Origin of the sequence: Streptomyces marincola, from assembly GCF_020410765.1 — a bacterium.
Classification (GTDB): domain Bacteria; phylum Actinomycetota; class Actinomycetes; order Streptomycetales; family Streptomycetaceae; genus Streptomyces; species Streptomyces marincola.
Genome location: NZ_CP084541.1, coordinates 813,741 through 830,567 on the forward strand (window position 1 = coordinate 813,741; position 16,827 = coordinate 830,567).

Annotated in this window: 15 protein-coding genes; 2 read left to right on the forward strand and 13 right to left on the reverse strand. The window is 72.9% G+C overall.

Features of this window, described 5'->3' with window-relative positions:
- Positions 1–5: 5 nt before the first annotated feature.
- Together LC193_RS03415 and LC193_RS03420 are read left to right on the forward strand one after the other, a co-directional pair.
- Entirely contained in the window at positions 6–611 is a 606-nt protein-coding gene (locus LC193_RS03415; protein ID WP_226071374.1) for an NADPH-dependent FMN reductase, read from the forward strand.
- A gap of 66 nt (positions 612–677) precedes the next feature.
- Complete coding sequence (locus tag LC193_RS03420; protein ID WP_226071377.1) at positions 678–1,421, forward strand: class I SAM-dependent methyltransferase; 744 nt, start codon at positions 678–680, stop codon at positions 1,419–1,421.
- Positions 1,422–1,543: 122 nt separating this feature from the next.
- Here the strand turns inward: LC193_RS03420 and LC193_RS03425 are convergent, their stop codons facing one another.
- The 13 genes from LC193_RS03425 to LC193_RS03485 form a co-directional block, all read right to left on the reverse strand.
- A complete protein-coding gene (locus tag LC193_RS03425; RefSeq protein WP_226071379.1) occupies positions 1,544–2,593 on the reverse strand; it encodes a glutathione S-transferase C-terminal domain-containing protein in 1,050 nt (349 codons plus the stop codon).
- Positions 2,594–2,675: 82 nt separating this feature from the next.
- On the reverse strand, positions 2,676–4,337 hold the full coding sequence (locus tag LC193_RS03430) for a dipeptide ABC transporter ATP-binding protein (protein ID WP_226071381.1): 1,662 nt from the start codon (positions 4,335–4,337) through the stop codon (positions 2,676–2,678).
- Entirely contained in the window at positions 4,334–5,272 is a 939-nt protein-coding gene (locus tag LC193_RS03435) for an ABC transporter permease (protein WP_226071383.1), read from the reverse strand. The genes LC193_RS03430 and LC193_RS03435 overlap by 4 nt, the downstream gene beginning before the upstream one ends.
- On the reverse strand, positions 5,269–6,279 hold the full coding sequence (locus LC193_RS03440; RefSeq protein ID WP_226071385.1) for an ABC transporter permease: 1,011 nt from the start codon (positions 6,277–6,279) through the stop codon (positions 5,269–5,271). Before LC193_RS03440 ends, LC193_RS03435 begins: the two co-directional genes overlap by 4 nt.
- Positions 6,276–7,919: an ABC transporter substrate-binding protein gene (locus LC193_RS03445; RefSeq protein ID WP_226071387.1), complete on the reverse strand. Its 1,644-nt coding sequence runs from the start codon at positions 7,917–7,919 to the stop codon at positions 6,276–6,278. The genes LC193_RS03440 and LC193_RS03445 overlap by 4 nt, the downstream gene beginning before the upstream one ends.
- Before the next feature lie 291 nt (positions 7,920–8,210).
- Positions 8,211–8,753 carry a nuclear transport factor 2 family protein gene (locus LC193_RS03450; protein ID WP_226071389.1) on the reverse strand — a complete coding sequence of 181 codons (543 nt, stop codon included), beginning with the start codon at positions 8,751–8,753 and terminating at the stop codon, positions 8,211–8,213.
- Positions 8,754–8,802: 49 nt separating this feature from the next.
- Complete coding sequence (locus LC193_RS03455; protein ID WP_226071391.1) at positions 8,803–9,564, reverse strand: SDR family oxidoreductase; 762 nt, start codon at positions 9,562–9,564, stop codon at positions 8,803–8,805.
- Between the two features lie 58 nt (positions 9,565–9,622).
- Positions 9,623–11,056: an NDP-hexose 2,3-dehydratase family protein gene (locus tag LC193_RS03460; RefSeq protein WP_226071393.1), complete on the reverse strand. Its 1,434-nt coding sequence runs from the start codon at positions 11,054–11,056 to the stop codon at positions 9,623–9,625.
- Positions 11,053–11,658 (reverse strand): dTDP-4-dehydrorhamnose 3,5-epimerase family protein, encoded by a 606-nt coding sequence (locus LC193_RS03465; RefSeq protein WP_226071395.1) that lies wholly within the window; start codon positions 11,656–11,658, stop codon positions 11,053–11,055. The genes LC193_RS03460 and LC193_RS03465 overlap by 4 nt, the downstream gene beginning before the upstream one ends.
- Before the next feature lie 74 nt (positions 11,659–11,732).
- On the reverse strand, positions 11,733–12,854 hold the full coding sequence (locus LC193_RS03470) for a DegT/DnrJ/EryC1/StrS family aminotransferase (protein WP_226071397.1): 1,122 nt from the start codon (positions 12,852–12,854) through the stop codon (positions 11,733–11,735).
- A gap of 118 nt (positions 12,855–12,972) precedes the next feature.
- A complete protein-coding gene (locus LC193_RS03475; RefSeq protein WP_226071398.1) occupies positions 12,973–14,463 on the reverse strand; it encodes an FAD-dependent monooxygenase in 1,491 nt (496 codons plus the stop codon).
- A gap of 63 nt (positions 14,464–14,526) precedes the next feature.
- A complete protein-coding gene (gene rfbB / locus LC193_RS03480) occupies positions 14,527–15,555 on the reverse strand; it encodes a dTDP-glucose 4,6-dehydratase (protein WP_226071400.1) in 1,029 nt (342 codons plus the stop codon).
- Positions 15,552–16,802, reverse strand: coding sequence for a glycosyltransferase (locus tag LC193_RS03485; protein WP_226071402.1), 1,251 nt, complete (start codon positions 16,800–16,802; stop codon positions 15,552–15,554). The genes rfbB and LC193_RS03485 overlap by 4 nt, the downstream gene beginning before the upstream one ends.
- Between the last annotated feature and the right edge of the window lie 25 nt (positions 16,803–16,827).

The window sequence follows — 16,827 nt, forward strand, 5'->3', positions numbered from 1 at the left end:
CACTTATGACCCGTATAGCCGTGATCGTGGGGAGCACCCGCCCCCGGCGCCGCACCGCGATCACCGCGGACTGGACGCTGGAGGTCGCGCAGCGGCACCCGGAGGTGAAGTCGGGAAGGGCTTCTGTCGAACTGCTCGACCTCGTCGACTTCGAATTGCCGGTGCTCGACGAACCGGTCTCGCCGGCCTTCGGGCACTACGAGTACGAGCACAGCAAGCGCTGGGCGCAGGCGGTCGCCTCCTACGACGCGTACATCTTCGTCACGCCCGAGTACAACCACTCGTTCCCCGGCGCGCTGAAGAACGCGATCGACTTCCTCTACCAGGAGTGGGCCCACAAGGCGGCGGGCTTCGTCAGCCACGGCGTGACCGGCGGTACCCGTGCGGTGGAGCATCTGCGGACCGTCATGTCCGAGCTGAAGGTCGCGACGGTCAGCTCGCAGGTCGCGCTGAACGCCTTCACCGACTTCGAGATCACCGATCCGACGCTGCCCGGCACCATCACCCCGGGCCCGTACCAGGAGCAGTCGCTCAACGACCTGCTGGACGACCTGATCCCGTGGGCGGAGGCGCTCAAGCAGGTCCGCCTCGCCAAGGAGGCCGCGAGCTGACGTCCGGGCTCCTCCGCCCCCCGCCGTCCCCCCGTGACGCACCACGCCGACCCCTGGGAGGTCCGTGTGACAGCACCGTCCGACCCCGTCGACTTCACTCCCACCGTCGAGCAGTTCGAAGCCCTGTACAGTGGCGACTCGCCGCTCGGCACGGCGACGGGCGACCCGAGGCCGCCGTGGGACATCAGCGGCCCGCAGCCGGTCCTCGTCGAGCTGGCGGACGCCGGCCGGATCACCGGCTCGGTGCTCGACGCCGGTTGCGGCACCGCTGACAACAGCCTCTTCCTCGCCGGGAGGGGGTACGAGGTCACCGGGTTCGACGCCTCCGCCACCGCCGTGGAGCGGGCCAGGGAACGCGCCGCCGCCCTCGGCCTCGCGGTGGAGTTCACGGTCGCCGATGCGACGCGGCTGACCGGCTTCGACCGCCGGTTCGACACCGTGGTCGACAGTGCGCTGTACCACTGCCTCGCGGACGACCAGCGGCAGCGATACATCGACTCGCTGCACCGGGTCTGCCGGCCGGGTGCGCGGCTGCACCTGATCTGCTTCTCCGACGCGGTGCGGAACCCGGGCAGCGCGGTGCACTACATCGGCGAGGCGGAGTTGCGGCGGGTGCTCGCCGGCGGCTGGCACATCACGGAACTGCGCGAGGTCACCTACCAGACGGCCCTCACCCGCGAACACGTGGCCCGGGGGGCTGCCGCCCTCGGCTACCGGGAGGCGGACGACTGGCTCGGCGACTTCGTGGGGACCGACGACCAGGGGCGGCTGCTCGCCCCGGCGTGGCTGGCCTCGGCCGAACGGCGCTGACGGCGGGATCCCGCCGGGCGCCGGGCCGCGCCGCTCCGCGCGGCGCGGCCCGGCAGCGCACGCCCGGGGCGGGGGCGGCGTCGCCGACCCCCCGGAGCCCCGGCTCCGGGGGGTCGTCCTCGTCATGACGCGTGCGCTCCCAACGCCTGTCTGCCGTGCGGGACTTCCCAGTCCGGCTCCACCCCGTCGATCTCGATCCGCTCGATCCCCTCGCCCCAGCGGGCGTCGGGGGGCTCGTCGACCGCCAGGGAGTAGATGCCGAACTCGGTGGTGTCCCGGAAGGCGGGGACGCCGTAGAGGTCGCGCGCGTAGCCCCACAGGTTCGGGAACGCCGGCAGGCCGCCGCGCGCCACGCGGGCGATCCGGTTGTAGGCGAGGTCGAAGCGGGCGAGCGTCGGCCACAGCCGGACGTCCGACTCCGTGATGCTGTCGCCGAACAGGTAGCGCCGGTCGGCCAGTCGCTCGTCGAGCCGGTGCAGCGCGCCGGCCACCGCGGCCCGCAGCTCGTCGTACTCGCGCTGGGTCACCGCGCCGCCCACGCGGTACACGCCGTCGTTGACGTTGTCGTAGATGAACGCGTTCAGCTCGTCGATCTCGGGGCGCAGCGCCACGGGGTAGAGGTCGACCGACGGGGTGGCCCACGCGCCGAACTGCGTGGCCAGGTCGAGGGTGATGAGGGCGAAGTCGTTGCTGACGATCCGCCCGGTCTCGCGGTCCCACAGCACGGGGGTGGAGATGTGCCCGGCGAACCCGGGTTCCGTCGCCTCGTACGCTTCCAGCAGCAGGGTGAAGCCGTTCACGGGGTCGTGGCCGCGCTTCTCGCGGAACGCCCAGCCCCGCGCGTCGCGTTCGTCGTCCACGTAGGACAGCGAGATGACGTCTTCGAGTCCCATGAGCGCCCGCACGATGGCGGTGCGCTGCGCCCAGCCGCAGCCACGGGCGATGTAGAGGTGGTAGCGGCCCGGTTCCGCGCGGTACCCGCTGGAGCCGTCGGCCGTGAGGCGGTTCCTGAAGGTGTAGGCGGGACGCTGCCAGCCCGATGCCCCGGACGGGAGTCGTCCGGGGCCGTAAGGGCCGTAACGCTCGTAGTCGACGGGTGTCGCGTAGAGCGTCGTGCCCCGGGCGGACATGGTACCGGTGGAGTCCTGGCCTGCGGGCTCGTGTCTGGTCATGAGTCCTTCCGTGTGTCGTGAGACCTGGCCGGTGACCCGGTGGTCCCCAAGGCGGCGCGGCGTGGGCCGACAGGTCGGTGGTTCAGGTGCCGCGGCCCTCCGCGGCGGTGGTGAGCGAGGGGTCGGCCGTTGTGGGCAGGCGCGGGATGGCGGCCAGGAGCGCGCGGGTGTAGTCGGCCCGCGGCTGGTCGAAGACCTGCGCTGTTGTCCCGCTCTCGACCACACGTCCGCCGTTGAGCACCATCACCCTGTCGCTCACCTCACGGATCACTCCGAGGTCGTGGGAGATGAAGAGCATCGACACGCCGCTTTCGGCCCGCAGCCTGGCGAGGAGGTCGAGGATGCCGGCCTGCACGGTGACATCGAGCGCGGAGACCGGCTCGTCGCACACGATGACGCGCGGCTTTGTGGCCAACGCGCGGGCGATGGCGACGCGTTGCCGCTGCCCGCCGGAGAGGCGCAGGGGGCGGCGCGGCAGCAGGTCGGGGTCGAGGCCGACGCGTACCAGGAGGTCGGCCGCGCGTGCCGGGCACGCGGCGCGCGGCACGCCTCCGGCGCGCAGCGCCTCCTTGAGCACCTGCCACACGCTGAAGCGCGGGTCGAATGAGCTGAGCGGGTCCTGGTACACCATCTGCGCCGCGGTCCTGGCCGTGCGGCGCTCCCGCCCGCTCATCGCGGTCCACGCCCGGCCGGAGACACGGATGTCCCCGGCGTCCGGCGTGAGCTGGCCGAGGGCCAGCCGGGCGAGGGTCGTCTTCCCCGAGCCCGACTCCCCCACGAGGCCCAGGATCTCTCCTTCGCGCAGGGTGAAGGACACGTCGTCCACCGCGCGTCGTGCGCCGTACGTCTTGACCAGGCCGCGGGCCTCGATCACCGCGGGGGGTGGCGTCGGGCGTTCTCCCGTGCCGTCGACCGGCCGGTCGCGGTGGGGCGCGACGGGCGCGCGCGGCGGGGTGGCCCGGGTGCCGGGCACCGCCGCGAGCAGTTCGCGGGTGTAGGGGTGCGTGGGTGCCGTCAGTATCCGCGCGGCCTCGCCGGTCTCGACCGCCACCCCGTGCCGCATGACCATGATGCGGTCGGCGAGTTGCCCGACCACCGCGAGGTCATGGCTGATCAGCAGCACTCCGGTGCCCGCCTGCTTCCGTTCCGCGAGCAGCCGCAGGATCTGGGCCTGCACCGTGACGTCCAGCGCGGTCGTGGGCTCGTCCGCGATGAGCAGGGGCGGTTCGCAGCCGATGGCCGAGGCGATGAGGGCGCGCTGCCGCAGCCCGCCCGACAGCTGGTGGGGGTACTGGGCGGCACGCTGCTCGGGCTCCGGTACGCCGACGAGGCGCAGGAGTTCGACGACCCGCTCGTGTTCCCGGCCGCGGGGTACGGCCCGGTGCAGGCGGAGGGCTTCCGCTATTTCCTGGCCGACCGGGCGCAGCGGGTCGAGGGACACCAGGGCGTCCTGGAGAACGAGGCCGACGCGCGCGCCGCGGATCGCCCGCCACTGGCGGTCGCCGAAGGCGCGGGCGTCCTCGCCCTCGATGCGCAGGGACGTGGCGGTGACCGTGGCGCCGGGGCCGGGGAGTCCGATGAGGCTGCGCGCGGTCACGCTCTTGCCCGAGCCGGACTCGCCGACGACGGCCAGGCACTCCCCGGGGCCGACGGACAGCGACACGCCGCTGACCACGGTGGTGTCTCCGAACGCCACGGTGAGGTCCGCGACGTCCACCAGGGGTTCGGGGCGGGCGCCGGTCATGGGCGGTGACCTCCTCGGTCGTCGTGCGCGGGGCCGGGGCTCGGGGCGGCCGGCAGGTCCGCCCGGCGCGCGGCGCGCGGCCGGGGGGCGGCGCTCGCCTCGGAACGCCGCTGGAGCCGGCGGCCGACGACGGTGATCGACAGCACGGTCAGGCTGATCGCGGCGCCGGGGAAAATCGCGATCCACCAGGCCAGCGAGAAGTAGTCGCGCCCGTCGCTGAGCATCGCGCCCCACTCCGGGTCGGGCGGCTGCGGGCCGAAGCCGAGGAAGCTGAGGGAGGAGGCCGCCACCAGCGCGGCCCCGACCCCGATGGTCGCCAGCACCACGAGCGGCGCGAAGGCGTTGGGGAGGATGTGCCGGATGATGATGCGCGGGCGGCCGAGTCCGAGCGAGGTGGCGGCCTCCACGTACTCGGAACGCTTGATCACCATCGCCTGCACGCGGATGAGCCGGGCGTAGATCGGGATGCTGAAGACGGCGATGGCCAGGAGCGTTCCCCCGGTTCCCGGGCCGGTGATGCTCAGCACCAGCAGCGCGAGCAGCATGCCGGGCAGCGAGAGCACGACATCGACCAGGCGCATGACGATCTCGTCCAGAACGCGCCCGCCGAGTGCGGCGAGCAGCCCGAGCACGGTGCCGCCCACCACCGCGAGCGCGGTGGCGCCCAGGCCCGCGAGCAGCGAGGGCCTGGCGCCGTGGATGATGCGGCTGAGGACGTCGCGCCCGTTGGCGTCGGTGCCGAGCAGGTGCTCGGAGCTGGGTGCCTGCAAGGCGCGCAGCACGTCCGTCTCCGTGGGGGACGCCGGTGCCAGCAGACCGGGGGCGATTCCCGCCAGGGTGATCAGCCCGAGGAAGAGGCAGGCGGCCCACAGGCCCGGGGTGAACCGGACGCGCCGGGGGCCCGCCGTCCGCGCCGGTGCGGCGCCGGGGCTCATGACGCGCCTCGCAGGCGCGGGTCGATGATGGGGTACAGCAGGTCGAGCAGCACGTTGATCCCGATGTAGACGGCCGCGGTGAGCAGGACGACGCCCGTCACGATCGGCATGTCCTTGGAGGCGACCGCGTTGAGGACGAGCCGGCCGACACCGTCGCGGTTGAAGACCTGTTCGATCACCACCAGGCTGCTGATCAGCGCGCCGAACATCCACCCGGCCAGCGTGACGACCGGGAGGAGCGCGTGCCGCAGCGCGTGGCGCAGCCTCACGGCCAGTTCCGACATTCCGCGCGACCTGGCCGTGAGGACGAACGGCTGATCGAGCGCCAGTTCAAGGCCCTCGCGCAGCACCTGGGAGAGGAGGGCGGTCATCGAGACCGCCACGGCGACGGCGGGGAGCACCAGGCCGGTGAGTCCGTCCCCGCCGAAGGCGGGGAACCACCCCAGCTCGAAGGAGAAGACGGTCAGCAGCAGGATGCCGACCCAGAAGGCCGGCACCGAGACTCCGAGCAGTTCGACGCCGGAGGACAGGGAGCGCAGCCAGCGGGCCCTGCGGGCCGTCAGCACCGCCAGGGACAGGGCGACCAGCAGCGCGAGTGCCATGGAGGCGACCGCGAGGGACAGCGAGGCGCCCAGCCGGGAACCGATGGCGGAGGCGACCGACTCGTGGAGCTGGTAGGAGTGGCCGAGGTCGCCTCGCAGCAGCCGGCCCAGGTAGGAGCCGTACTGTTCGATCAGGGAGCGGTCGAGGCCGTAGGCCGCGACGATCTCGGCCCGGACCTCGGGGCTGACACTCTCCATGCCGACGAGGGAGTCCTCCACGCTGCCGGGTGTCAGGTGGAGCAGCCCGAAGGACACGGTGACGGCGCTCCACAGCAGCAGCACGGAGGTGGTGAGCCGCAGCAGCACCGCGCGCGCCCACCCGCCGCGTGCGCGCCCGGCCGCCGGTCGGCCGCCCGCCGGGGCGCCGGGGATGTCGCCGACGGGTGGGATGGTGGGAGTGGTCACCGGGCCACCCACGCCTCGTGGAAGAGCGGGTAGCCCTGCGGGTCCCAGCGCACGTCCCGCACGTGCTCGTGTCCGGCGACGACGTTCGTGCTGACGTGCACGGGGAACACGGCGGCCTCTTCCGTGAGCCAGCGCTGGACCGAGCCGTACAGTTCGGCGCGGGCCTGCGGGTCGGTGGTCGCCAGGGCCTGGTCGAGCCACTCGTCGACCTGCGGGTCCGACAGCCGGGCCGCGTTGTGCGAGAAGCGGTCCGGGGTGGGGATGCTGGATGTCGCGAAGAGGTTGCGCAGCGCGTCGGGGTCGTTGCGGGCCCAGCTGACGTCCATCAGGTCGTACTCGCCCCGGTTGTACTTCTCCACCAGTTCGCCCTGGGAGCCGGTGTCGAAGACGACCTCGAAGCCGATTTTGGCGGCCTCCGCCTGCACCTGCTCGGCCAGCACGTCGCCGAGCTCTCCGGCTCCGGAGGACACGAACGGCCAGACGGCGGTGAGGCGTTGACCGTCCTTGACCCGGTAGCCCTCTGCGTCCGTCTCGTCCCATCCGGCCTCGTCCAGGAGCGCGGCAGCGCCGTCGGGGTCGTGGCCCCACGCCTCTTCGATGCCCGGGTCGTAGCCGGGGGTGGTCGGCGACAGCGGCCCCCAGGCGGGCGCGAAGGCCCCGAAGAAGAGCTGTTCGACCAGTGACCTGAAGTCGATGCCGTCGCGGAACGCCTGCCGGACGCGCCGGTCGGTGAACACGCCCCGCTCGGTGTTGGGGAAGTAGGCGTAGGGGCCGCCGGGGGCCTGGAGTTCCGACAGCCACAGCCCGTCGATGCCCTCGGCCTGGCGCAGACTGCTCGGCGGGAGGTTGCCGATGGCGTCGACCTGTCCGCTGGTCAGTGCGCCGAATCGCACGGAGTCCTCCGCCATGACGCGGAACTCCAGTCGCTCCAGGTACGCCGCGCCGTCTCGCTCGGCGGTCGCCGGCTGCCAGGCGTAGTTCTCGTTGCGCTGGTAGGTGATGCCGGTGCTCGGGGAGAACTCCTCGACGGCGTAGGGCCCGGAGCCGACGATCTCGCGGGCGATCTCCTCGGGGCTCCGCTGGAGCGACTGCGGTGACTGGATACCGAAGTACGCCGTCGACAGGGCCGCGAGCAGCGGCGCGTGCGGCTCGGACAGTTCGATGTCGAAGGTGTGGGTCCCGGTGACGGTCGTGGCCGCGTAGGGCTCGACGAAGCTGGCGGCCATCGCGGACATGGTCTCCGGCGCGACGATGCGGTCCAGGTTGGTCCGCACGGCCTCGGCGTCCAGCGGGGTGCCGTCGCTGAACGTCACATCCTCGCGGAGGGTGAAACTGTAGACGGTTCCGTCCTCGGATATGTCCCAGGATGTGGCGAGCCACGGGTGGAACTCGCCCTCCTCGTCCATGGCCACGAGCGAGTCGAGGACCGGCCTGGCGTAGAGCCCTGCGGCGTCCTGCGGACTGACGTGCGGATCGAGGGTCTGGGGCGCGGAGTTGACCCCGTAGACCAGCGTTCCGCCGGTGACCGGCTCTCCGTTGCCCGCCGCCTCGCTCGCCGAGCCGTCGCCTCCACAGGCACTCAGAACGAGAAGTGATACGGCGACGAGCAGGGGGACGCCGCGGCTGCGGTGAAGTGTCATGTGGTGCCTCCCTGGGCCAGGGCTTGGGTACGCCTCGGGGCGGTGTACGCGGCGGACGGCGGCGACGCTGCCGCCCGCCGCGGCACGTGCCCCTCGGGCCGGCTGCTGTCGCGGTCAGAGCACCGGGGCGGGACGCGGCACCGGTCGGACCCGGCCTCCTTCTCGCTCCGGAAGACGCTTGCGCACAGCCTTTCCCGCCGACCGGCGTTGATCAAGAAACGCGATTGCAGATCTCTGTCCGGTGTATGTCAGGTTTTGGTCAAGTGCCCTTGTCGGTCGGGCCGGTGGGCTTCAGCCGGAGGTCGCGGCGGCTGCCTGTCGCGGCGGTTCACCGGCGCGCCAGACGAGGTCGAAGAAGAAGCCGGACAGGCGCCAGCCGGCGGGGGTGCGCACCACATCGGCGCGGTAGTGGCCGCCGATCTGGAAGTGGCTGTCGGGTTCGTCGCCCCGGCGCAGGTGCACCGCGAGCACGATGCCCCGCACGCGGGCGCGGTCGTTGTCGATGTCGATGTCGTTCGTGCCACCGATGTGGTGCGTGCGTTCGAAGGTGGTGCGGGCCATGTCCTGGAACGCGGCGAGCCCGGCGAAACCCTCGTATTCGCCGAACGGAAAGGTCAGGCGGGCGTCCTCGGTGAAGACGGAACCGAACCAGTCGTCGTGGTCCCGGCCGTGGTCGAGGTACCCGACGTAGCGGTCGCACAGCGCCGCCACGTCCGCCCGGTCGCGCAGGGCGGCCACCTCGGCGCGCAGGGCGGTCACCTGGGAGAGGAGGGAGTCGTCGGCGGGTCCGGCGCCCGGAAGGGCGCCGGAGGCGGGGCTTGGTGAGGTCGGCATGATGCGCTCCTGGGAATCGGGGGACGGGGAATGCGGGGCGGTTCGGCGCTCAGCCCACGAGCGCGCCGCCGGAGGCGTCGATGGCCGATCCGGTGACCCAGCGGCCCTGTTCCGAGGCGAGGAATGCCACGACGTCGGCGACGTCCTCCGGCTCGCCGGCCCGCCGCAGCGGTGACATCGCGGTGATCTGGGCGGCCAGGTCCGGGTCGTTCCAGAACGGCTGCCCGGTGCGGGTCGCGCCGGGCAGCACGGTGTTGATCGTGATGCCGCGTGCCCCGAGCACGGGGGCCAGATGCTGCGTCAGCTGCTCCAGCGCGCCCTTGGTCATGGCGTAGACGACCGAGGCCGGATCGCGCAGCCGCGTGAGCCCGGAGGAGATGTTGATGACCCTGCCACCGTCGCGCAACGTCGTCAGCGCGTGGACGGTGGCCAGGAACGGTGCCCTCGCGTTCACCGCGATCAGCCGGTCGAAGTCCTCTGCGGTGGCGTCCTGGGGCGCCCCCGCCACTTTCACCCCGGCGTTGTTGACGAGGATGTCGACCCCCGGATCGCCGGTCCGCTCGCGCAGCCCTTCCGCCACGTCCGTGAAGAGGGACGCCACACCCTGCGGCTCGCCGAGCTCGGCACGCACGGTGAACGCGTTCCCTCCCTCCTTCTCAATCAGCTCGACGGTCCGGCGGGCGCCCTCCGCGTCGCGCACGTAGTGCACGGCGACCAGCGCGCCGCCCCGTGCGAGGCGCAGCGCGATGGCGTGCCCGAGGCCGCGGCTGGCGCCCGTGACCAGCGCCGCCTTGTCCTGGAAAGCGTTCATTCCGTTCTCCTTCGGGGTGTTCGTACCTGTCGGCCGGCCGCTCGTGGCCGCCGTCGCGTCAGGGCGGGGCGAGCGGGACAGCTCCGCTGCGCAGACAGGCCAGCAGCGTCCGCGCCTGGACGTTCACGTGCATCCCCCGTGCGGCCAGCATGGACAGCTGGGCCGGGGTGATCCACCGGAAGTCGTCGGGCGGGCGCCGTCGCCGCTGCGACTCGTCCGCGGCCACGAAGAGGTAGTGACTCTCGGCGTTGAGGAAACGGCCGCCTTCCTCGGAGTGCACGGCGCGATAGTGGACGCGCCGCCGGGGCGCCTCGCGCACGGCGGCCAGGAACGGCGGCCGGTCGCCCGGCGGCAGCCGTTCCCAGTTGCGCGGGGTCGCCTGCACGGTGGGGCCCAGCTCCACCACGTCGCGGAACCCCGCCTCGACACGGGCCTGGACCAGCAGGTGCGGCACGCCCTCGACGTGCTGGTGGAGGAAGGCCACCACTCCGGTGCCGGTCGGCTCCAGCATGGGTTGCGACCAGCCGGACACCTCCCGGCTGCCGGCCGAGACCGACACGCCGACCACGCGGAAGTAGTGGCCGTCCGGCCGGGCGATCACCCCGTCGCGGCGCCGCCAGCCGGCGACCTCGGACAGCGGAATGCGCCGCGCCGACAGCTCCCGCCGCGTGCGTTCCGCCGAGAGCCAGGAGAGCAGGTCCGCGTCGCTGTGCAGGGCGGGTTCCGCCGCGTCGGCGACCGGGAGCGAGGCGAGCACGGTGCGCGTGTCCATGTTGACGACGTTGTCGTGCCGCAGCAGCTGCCCGATCTGCCCCAGGGTCAGCCAGCGGAAGTCGTCGTGCGCCGGCACGTCGTCACCGGTCTCCACGAGCATGTTGCGGTTGCGCTTGCCGTGGAACCAGGAGCCGTGTTCCGACTGGAGCACGTCCGTGTGCACCCGGCCCGGCGCCCTTCCGGTGAAGTACTCCAGGTACCGGACGGGCGAACCACGGTGCAGGCGCGCGTAGTTGCTGCGGGTGGCCTGGACGGTCGGGGACAGCTGCACCAGGTTGCGGTTGCCCGGCTCCATCTTGGCCTGGAGCAGGAAGTGCAGAACGCCGTCGATCTCCTTGGCGAGCAGCCCGAGGATGCCCGTCTCCGGCTGCCGGATGATGGGCTGTTCCCAGTGGCGCACCGGCCCCTCGCCGACCTCAGCGGCGAGGCCGGTGATCTGGAAGAACCCGCCCGTGCGGTGCACCAGGTCGCCGCCGTCCGGCGAGAACGACCACCCGTCCAGTTCGTCGAGCGGGGTCCTGCGCACCGTGAACGCGTGCGCACCGGCCCGTTCCGCGAGCCACCCGAGCACGCCGCCCGGGTCGCTTCCGCCGTCGGGGAACGTGCGGGCCGCGGACGCGGCGAGCCGCGGGGGAAGCGTGGTGTCGGCCCGCGGCACCAGCACAGGCGCGGGGTCCGCCCGGCCGGTGCCGCCCCGGGCGAGGCGCGACGCCGTCACAGCAGTTCCTCCGCGGCCAGGCAGTCCTCGTAGGCGGGCAGGAGACCGCGGTCCGCCGCCTCGCCGAGCGAGGGCGCCTCGCGGTCGCGCTGCGACTGCACCGGCGGGTGGAACGGCTCCGACAGGGGGAGGGGCAGGCCGATGGCCGGGTCGAGCGGGTCGAGGGCCAGCTCGTTGGCGGGCTGGTACTCGGCGGAGAGCAGATAGGTGACCAGGGACACCTCGGCGGTCGAGAGGAACGCGTGTCCCACTCCCACCGGCACGTACAGCGCGCGCCCCGTTTCGCCGCTGAGGGAGGTGGTCTCGTGCCGGCCGAACGTCGGGGAACCCACCCGCAGGTCCACCAGGAAGTCGCGCACCGCGCCGTGCGGGCAGCAGACGTACTTGGCGGAGCCGGGTGGCGTCGCGGTGTAGTGAATGCCGCGCAGCACACCGCGCATCGACAGGTTGTGACTGACCTGCCGGACCTGGAAGAGGGGGCGGCCGAGCGCCTTGTGGAACGCCTCCTCGCGGTAGGGGGAGGCGAACAGCCCCCGCTCGTCGGTGAATACCGGTGGGGTGAACTCGTACGCTCCGGCGATGTCGAGTGCGCGTATCTCCATAACGTCCTCGCTCGGTCTGGTCGCGTCGCGTCGGGTGGTCACGGTGGTGGCGCCGGGGGCGGCACGAGTGGCCCTCACAGCGCGACCAGCACCTCGCGCAGGGCTTCGATCGTCCGCTCCTGCGTCTCCCGGGGCAGGGAGGGGTACATCGGCAGCGAGAAGATCTCCCGGGCCAGGCGCTCGGTCGTCGGCAGGTCGCCCTCGCGGTGGCCGAGGTGCCGGAATCCGCTCATGGTGTGCACCGGCCACGGGTAGCTGATGTTCAGCGCGATGTCGTAGCGCTTCAGCGCCTCGATGATCTTGTCGCGCAGGGGGTGGCGGACCACGTAGACGTAGTACACGTGGGTGTTGCCCGGGTTGGTGGCGGGCAGCAGCAGCCCGCCGGGGCCCGTGAGGTCGCCGAGCCCCTCCTCGTAGCGGCGCGCGACGGCGTTGCGCGCCGCGATGTAGGCGTCCAGCCTGCGCAGCTTGCGCCGCAGGATCTCGGCCTGCACCTCGTCGAGGCGCGCATTGTGGCCGGGAGAGCGCACCACGTAGTACACCTCGGCCATGCCGTAGTAGCGCAGCTGCCGCATGGCCTCGTCCGTGTCGGCGGACGCCGTGACCACCGCTCCGCCGTCGCCGTAGGCACCGAGCACCTTGGTGGGGTAGAAGGAGAACGCCGCGGCGTCGCCCATCGTGCCCGCCAGTTCCCCGTGGTGGCGCGCGCCGTGCGCCTGGGCGCAGTCCTCCAGGACGGCCAGGCCGTGCCGCGCGGCCACCTCGCGCAGCGGCGCCATGTCGACGCACTGCCCGTACAGGTGCACCGGCAGCAGCGCCTTGGTGCGCGGGGTGACGGCGGCCTCCACCAGCCGGGGGTCGATGAGGAAGTCCTCCTCCCGCACGTCGACGAACACGGGGGTCGCCCCCGTGCTCGCGATGGCGACCACGGTGGGGGCGGCCGTGTTGGAGACGGTGATCACCTCGTCGCCCGGGCCGACGCCGAGCGCCTGGAGGCCCAGCTTGAGGGCGTTGGTGCCGTTGTCGACGCCTGTGCAGTACGGCAGGCCGTGGTAGGCGGCGAATTCGGTCTCGAAGCCGCGCACGCTTTCGCCGAGCACCAACTGGCCGGAAGAGAAAACCTGTTCAACGGCGGAGAGGATGTCGTCCTTCTCCTGCTCGTACTCGTGGAGGTAGCTCCACACCCGGGTCGTCATGTCGTCGTCACTTTCTGGTCGGTCGCCGGTGCACTCGGGCGAGGCACTGCTCGTGCGGGATGCGGATGTGGGATACGGAGTCGCGGAACGGGGGCCGCGGTGAGGCGCGCCAGGCGGTTCAGCCGTCGGCGGGCGCCGGGCCGAACCACCGTTCCAGTGCCTCCTGGAGCCGGACGTCGTCCGCGGCCGTCCACACGATGTGGCCGTCCGGCCGTGCCAGCAGGGCGCCGGTGCCGGCGAGCACCGCGTCCACGGCGGGGTCGGGCAGCCGGCCGTGGACCGTCACGACCCGGCTCTTCCAGCGCTCGCCGGCCGTGGCGAGCTCGGCGGAGCCGGCGCCCTGCCCACCGGAGAGGTCGAGCAGCAGGCCCTGGCCGCCGCGCAGGAGTTCCGTGGTGGTCACGGCGCCGTTCACGGTACGCACCGCGCGCGGCGGCAGCCTGCGGCCGAGCAGCGGGTGCTCGCCCGGGCCCACGTCGTACCGCAGGTCCAGATGGCTGACGGACCCGGCCAGGTGCCGGCGCACGTCCTCGTGGGCGATCAGTTCCGTCAGCACCGCGCGCAGCGGCTCCGCCTCGTCGCCGCCGAGGAAGGACTGCCCCTGGAGGCGCGTGTGGAGCAGCAGCCGCACGCCCGCCGCGTGCCGTTCCGTGTGGTAGGTGTCGAGCAGTCCTGGCGGTGCCCAGCCGCGGATGTCGGCGGCGAGCTTCCAGCCGAGGTTCACCGCGTCCTGGACGCCGAAGCTCAGGCCCTGCCCGCCGGCCGGGAGGTGGACGTGGGCGGCGTCGCCCGCGAGGAGCACGCGTCCGCGCCGGTACTGTGCGGCCAGCCCGGTCGCGTCGGTGAACGAGCTGACCCAGCCCGGGGTCAGGTCGCTGATGTCCTCCCCGGTGATCCGCAGCCAGGCGTCGGCCACCTCGCGGTAGGGAATCGCCTGGCCGCGTTCGCGGGGTACCGTGCCGTGCGGGCACACGATGATCCGGTGCACGCCCCCGCCCAGGGGCGCCGCCATCACCATGCCTTCCGGCTTCCGCTCGCCGAGGAACCGCGGTGCCAGGTCGCGGCCCCGGACGTCGGCGAGATACATGTCCCGCGTCGGCGGGGTGCCGGGGAAGTCGATGCCCGCGGCCTTGCGCACCGCGCTGTGGCCGCCGTCGCACCCGACGAGGTAGGAGGCGCTCAGCCGCCGGTCGCCCTCCGGGGTGCCGACGTCGATCACGACCCGGCCCTCCTCCTCGGCCAGCGCGCGGAACTCCCAGCCGCGGCGGAGGTCCGCGCCGAGTTCGACGGCCCACCCCGCAAGCACGTCCTCCGTCTGCGACTGCGGGATGCCGCGGGCGCCGAAGTGCGCGTCCGGCAGCACCGTGTAGTCGAACTGGATGCCGCCGAAGTGGCCGAACGGGCTGGTCTCCAGTTTTCCGAAGCGCGGCAGCAGACCGCGCTGGTCGAACACCTCCATCGCCCGGGCGGTGAAGCCCAGGCCGCGGGACTGGCCGGTCGGCTCGGCGAGGCGGTCGATCACGATCACCCCGGCGCCTTGCAGCCGGAGTTCGCCGGCGAGCATCAGGCCGGTGGGCCCTGCTCCGACGATGATGACGTCCGTGTCCATCGGATGTCCTTCCTTCCCGTTGGGGCCCCGGCGCGGCGGTCGGCTCGCGCGGGTGCGGGGGGTTCAGGGCAGCTGGCCGGTGCGGGCCCGCGGGCTGGTGACCGGGTGCGGGAGGGGGTCGGGATCGGGACCCTGGGCCGCGGGGGCCGCCCACCACTCGGTGTGTTCGCGGTACCAGTCGACGGTGGAGCGCAGCCCGTCCTCGAAGGCGATGCGCGGCGCGTAGCCCAGCTCCCGCCGGATCTTGCTGTCGTCCAGCGAGTACCGCAGGTCGTGGCCCTTCCGGTCGGTCACGTGCCGGATGAGCCCGGGGTCGGCTCCGCACAACGCCGCGAGACGCTGGGCGACTTCGAGGTTGGTCCGCTCCTCCCCTCCCCCGACGTGGTAGATCTCCCCGGCCCGCCCGCCGGTGAGCACGTGGTGCACGGCCCGGCAGTGGTCCGCCACGTGCAGCCACTCGCGGACGTTGCGACCGCTGCCGTACAGCGGCACGGTGGCGCCCCTGAGCAGCCGGGTGATGAACCGGGGAATGAGCTTCTCGGCGTGCTGGTAGGGGCCGTAGTTGTTGCTGCACCGCGTCACCGAGACGTTCAGCCCGTGGGTGCGCCAGTAGGCGCGCGCCAGCAGGTCGGAGCCCGCCTTGGAAGCGGCGTAGGGCGAGTTGGGCAGCAACGGGTACTCCTCCGTCCACGAGCCGCGCTCGATGGACCCGTACACCTCGTCGGTGGAGACGTGGACCACGCGGGGCACCCCGCTGCGCAGGGCCGCCTCCAGCACGGCCTGGCTGCCCTGCACGTTGCTGCGGGCGAACTCCACGCCGGAGACCACCGACCTGTCCACGTGGGACTCGGCCGCGAAATGCACCACCGCGTCGTGGCCGGGGAACAGGTCGAGCAGCAGCGGCAGGTCGCAGACGTCGCCGTGCACGAAGTCGAGCCCGTCCGCCGGGATGTTGCCGCGGCGTCCCGCGTACGTCAGGGCGTCGAGCACGGTGACTGCGACGGGCGCGCCGCCGGTGTACTCGCCGGCCAGCAGCGAACGGACGTAGTGCGAGCCGATGAAACCGGCGCCGCCGGTGACGAGGATTCTCATCGTGCGCCCCGTCCGCCGGCGGTCTCCCGGGACGTCCCGGCGGGCGGCGGTGCCGGCGGCGCGGTCCTTCCCGCCTCGGCGACGAACCGGTCGAGACGGCCGATCACTTCGGCCGGCAGCGGCATGGCGTCGATCTCGGCCGCGACGTCCGCGCTGACCCGCCCGTAGTCCGGCCGGTCCAGCAGTTCGCGCAGCGCGGACCTGACGGCCTCGGGGGTGACCTCGTCCATCGCGAGGCCGAGCCCGGCTCCGCGCCCGGAGACGATCCGGGCGTTGGGCTCGCCCCCCGCGCCGGGCGCCGGGATCAGGCACTGGGGCACGCCCGCCACGAACGCCGTGTACATGCTGCTGAGGCCGCCGTGGTGGATCAGCACGTCGCTCGTGGCCAGCAGCGGACGCAGGGGCACCCAGCCCACGAGCCGGGCGTGGCCGGGCAACGGCTGGGGCAGTGCGGGCAGTTCGACATCGCCGGTGGCGACGATCAATTCGACCGCGAGGTCCCGGGTGCCCAGGATGATGTCCCGCAGCAGTTCCCCGCGCCCGTAACTGGCGGGCAGGGAGCCCAGCGTGACCACGACCCGGCGCGTGCCGTCGCCCGGGCGGCGCAGTGCCCACGCGGGCAGGGGTCCGGCGCCGTTGTAGGGCGAGGGGTGCATGCGCAGGGTGTGCGGGATCGTGTTCTCCTGCGGCGGGCCCTGCACGTGATTGGCGAGTGAGGGCGCGCTGAGGTCGATCTGGAGGTCGGCCTCGCGCGGGCCGGGGACGCCGAGGCGCTGGGCGAGCGGTTCCAGCTTGGCGAGGGCGGGACCGAAGGTGGGCCGGCGGATGCCGAGGTTGTGCAGGACGGCCGGGATGCCCAGGGCGCGCGCGGCGAGCAGGCCCGCGGGGTGCGGGGGCGGATAGATGACGGCGTCGGCCCGCCAGGCGCGAGCCGCGTCGAGCAGTCCCGGCAGCATGGCGGAGCCGACCTCGGCGAAGGTCGCGCCGAAGTAGTCCACCAGTTCGGCGTCGTTCTGCCGGCTGCCCCGGTCGGTCTCGTGCATGACACGGGCCATCTCCTCGTAGGGCCGGGCCGAGCGGCCGTCGTCCGTGGCGATGGCGGTGAGTCCCGCGGAAACCGCGGAGGACAGCCCCGCGCCGCTGGTGGCGACCGCCACCTCGTGGCCGGCGGCGAGCGCCGCGTGGGCCAGCGGGACCAGGGGCAGCACGTGCGAACTGCCCGGGACAGTGGTGAAGAGGTAGCGCATGGGTTTCCTTCCGGTGATGCGCCGT